This window comes from Pseudomonas sp. NPDC089741 (assembly GCF_044748825.1).
In the GTDB taxonomy this organism is placed as follows: domain Bacteria; phylum Pseudomonadota; class Gammaproteobacteria; order Pseudomonadales; family Pseudomonadaceae; genus Aquipseudomonas; species Aquipseudomonas helmanticensis.
Window position 1 is genome coordinate 1 of record NZ_JBIVGT010000072.1, and the last position, 4,170, is coordinate 4,170.

1 protein-coding gene is annotated in these 4,170 nt (G+C 61.2%); it reads left to right on the forward strand.

Features of this window, described 5'->3' with window-relative positions:
* A partial coding sequence (gltB, locus tag ACIPZE_RS28685) for a glutamate synthase large subunit (protein ID WP_400776788.1) occupies nt 1-4,170 on the forward strand: 4,170 nt, incomplete at both ends.

Genomic DNA, 4,170 nt, shown 5'->3' on the forward strand with positions numbered 1-4,170 from the left:
CCCATATGCAGGGCGAGACCAGTCATACCCATATGCAAACGGCCATCGAGGCCCTGACCTGCATGACCCACCGCGGTGGGATTAATGCCGACGGCAAGACCGGTGACGGTTGCGGTCTGCTGATTCAGAAGCCTGACGCGTTCCTGCGAGCCATTGCCCAGGAAACCTTCAGCGTCGAGCTGCCCAAGCAATATGCCGTGGGCATGGTGTTCTTCAACCAGGATCCGGCCAAGGCCGAAGCTGCTCGCGAGAACATGAACCGCGAGATCCTCGCTGAAGGCCTGCAGTTGATCGGCTGGCGCAAAGTGCCAATCGACACCAGCGTCCTCGGCCGCCTCGCTCTTGAGCGCCTGCCACAGATCGAGCAGGTGTACATCGGCGGCGAAGGCCTGAGCGATCAGGACATGGCCGTGAAGCTGTTCAGTGCGCGTCGTCGTTCGTCGGTGTCCAACGCCGTCGACTCCGACCACTACATCTGCAGCTTTTCGCACAAGACCATCATCTATAAAGGCCTGATGATGCCGGCCGATCTGGCCGCGTTTTATCCAGACCTGAGTGACGAGCGCCTGCAAACCGCGATCTGCGTGTTCCACCAGCGCTTCTCCACCAACACCTTGCCGAAATGGCCGCTGGCCCAGCCATTCCGCTTCCTCGCCCACAACGGCGAGATCAACACCATCACCGGTAACCGTAACTGGGCGCAGGCTCGTCGGACCAAGTTCAGCAACGATCTGATGGATCTGGAAGAACTCGGCCCGCTGGTCAACCGTGTCGGTTCCGACTCCTCGAGCATGGACAACATGCTGGAGTTGATGGTCACCGGTGGCATCGACCTGTTCCGTGGCGTGCGGATGATCATTCCGCCAGCGTGGCAGAACGTCGAAACCATGGACCCGGATCTGCGTGCGTTCTACGAGTACAACTCGATGCACATGGAGCCGTGGGACGGCCCGGCCGGCGTGGTCATGACCGACGGTCGCTACGCGGTGTGCCTGCTCGACCGTAACGGTCTGCGCCCGGCACGCTGGGTCACTACCACCAACGGTTTCATCACCCTCGCCTCGGAAATCGGCGTGTGGGATTACAAGTCGGAAGACGTGATTGCCAAAGGCCGTGTCGGCCCTGGCCAGATCTTCGCCGTGGACACCGAAACCGGGCAGATCCTCGACACCGATGCGATCGACAACCGTCTGAAGTCCCGTCATCCGTACAAGCAATGGCTGCGCAAGAATGCCCTGCGCATTCAGGCGACCATGGAAGACAACGACCACGGTTCGGCGTTTTACGACGTCGATCAGCTCAAGCAATACATGAAGATGTACCAAGTCACGTTCGAAGAGCGCGACCAGGTACTGCGTCCGCTCGGCGAACAAGGCTACGAAGCCGTTGGCTCGATGGGCGACGACACGCCGATGGCCGTGCTGTCCCAGCGTGTGCGCACGCCGTACGACTACTTCCGTCAGCAGTTCGCGCAGGTCACCAACCCGCCGATCGACCCGCTGCGTGAAGCGATCGTGATGTCGCTGGAAATCTGCCTCGGTGCCGAGCGCAACATTTTCCAGGAGTCGCCGGAACACGCCTCGCGCGTGATCCTCAGCTCGCCAGTGATCTCGCCGGCCAAGTGGCGCTCGTTGATGAACCTCGACCGCCCGGGTTTCGAGCGGCAGATCATCGATCTCAACTACGACGAAAGCGTCGGCCTCGAAGCGGCGATCCGCAACGTCGCCGATCAGGCTGAAGAAGCCGTGCGTGCCGGTCGGACCCAGATCGTCCTGAGCGACCGCCATATCGCTCCGGGCAAGCTGCCGATCCACGCATCCTTGGCGACCGGTGCGGTGCACCACCGCCTGACCGAAAAAGGCCTGCGTTGCGACTCCAACATCCTCGTTGAAACCGCGACCGCCCGTGACCCGCATCACTTCGCGGTGCTGATCGGTTTCGGCGCCTCGGCGGTGTATCCGTTCCTCGCGTACGAAGTGCTGGGCGACCTGATCCGTACCGGTGAAGTACTGGGCGACCTCTACGAGGTGTTCAAGAACTACCGCAAAGGCATCACCAAAGGTCTGCTGAAGATCCTCTCGAAAATGGGTATTTCGACCATCGCTTCGTACCGTGGTGCGCAGCTGTTCGAAGCCATTGGCCTGTCCGAAGAAGTCTGCGACCTGAGCTTCCGTGGCGTGCCGAGCCGCATCAAGGGTGCGCGTTTCGTCGACATCGAAGCCGAACAGAAAGCTCTCGCCAGCGAAGCCTGGAGCCCGCGCAAGCCGATCCAGCAGGGCGGTCTGCTGAAGTTCGTCCACGGTGGCGAATATCACGCCTACAACCCGGACGTGGTCAACACCCTGCAAGCCGCCGTGCAGCAGGGCGACTACGCCAAGTTCAAGGAATACACCTCGCTGGTGGACAACCGTCCGGTGTCGATGATTCGCGACCTGTTCAAGGTCAAGACCCTCGACACGCCGCTGGACATCAGTGAAATCGAACCGCTGGAATCGGTGCTCAAGCGCTTCGACTCCGCCGGTATCTCGCTGGGCGCCTTGTCGCCAGAAGCTCACGAAGCCCTGGCCGAAGCCATGAACCGCCTCGGTGCGCGTTCCAACTCCGGCGAAGGTGGTGAAGACCCGGCGCGTTACGGCACCATCAAGAGCTCGAAAATCAAGCAGGTTGCGACTGGCCGTTTCGGTGTAACACCGGAATACCTGGTCAACGCCGAAGTACTGCAGATCAAGGTCGCGCAAGGCGCCAAGCCGGGCGAGGGCGGGCAACTGCCTGGCGGTAAAGTGAACGGTTTGATCGCCAAGCTGCGTTACGCAGTACCGGGCGTAACGCTGATTTCGCCACCGCCGCACCACGACATCTACTCGATCGAAGACTTGTCGCAGCTGATTTTCGACCTGAAACAAGTCAACCCGAAAGCACTGGTTTCGGTGAAGCTGGTGGCTGAAGCGGGCGTCGGCACCATCGCTGCCGGTGTGGCCAAGGCCTATGCGGACTTGATCACCATCTCCGGTTACGACGGTGGTACCGGTGCTTCGCCACTGACTTCGATCAAGTACGCCGGCGCACCGTGGGAGCTCGGTCTCGCCGAAACCCACCAGACCCTGCGTGGCAATGACCTGCGCGGCAAAGTCCGGGTGCAGACCGACGGCGGCCTGAAAACCGGCCTCGACGTGATCAAGGCAGCGATACTCGGCGCCGAAAGCTTTGGCTTCGGTACCGCGCCAATGATCGCGCTGGGCTGCAAATACCTGCGTATCTGCCACCTGAACAACTGCGCCACCGGCGTTGCGACGCAGAACGAGAAGCTGCGTAAAGACCACTACATCGGCACCGTCGACATGGTGATCAACTTCTTCACCTACGTCGCCGAAGAGACCCGTGAGTGGCTGGCCAAGCTCGGCGTGCGCTCCCTCGAAGAGCTGATCGGTCGCACCGATCTGCTGGAAATCCTCGAAGGCCAGACCGCCAAGCAGAATCACCTGGATCTGACGCCGCTGTTGGGCAGCGATCACATCCCGGCAGACAAGCCACAGTTCTGCGGCGTTGAGCGCAACCCGCCGTTCGACAAAGGTTTGCTGGCCGAGAAAATGGTCGAGATGGCTTCGTCGGCGATCAACGACATGAGCGGCGCCGAGTTTGACCTGGACATCTGCAACTGCGACCGTTCGATCGGCGCGCGGATCTCCGGCGAAATCGCCCGCAAGCACGGCAACCAAGGGATGGCGAAAGCGCCAATCACCTTCCGCTTCAAGGGCACTGCCGGTCAGAGCTTCGGTGTGTGGAACGCCGGCGGTCTGAACATGTACCTCGAAGGCGACGCCAACGACTACGTCGGCAAAGGCATGACCGGTGGCAAGCTGACCATCGTGCCGCCGAAGGGCAGCGTTTATAAGACTCAGGAAAGCGCCATCATCGGCAACACCTGCCTGTACGGCGCCACCGGCGGCAAGTTGTTCGCCGCTGGCACCGCAGGCGAGCGTGTCGCCGTGCGTCCCTCCGGTGCCCACACGGGTGTGGAAGGCACTGGCGATCACTGCTGTGAGTACATGACCGGTGGTTTCGTCTGCGTTCTGGGCAAGACCGGTTACAACTTCGGCTCTGGCATGACCGGTGGTTTCGCCTACGTGCTCGATCAGGACAACACCTTCGTTGACCGGGTCAACCACGAAC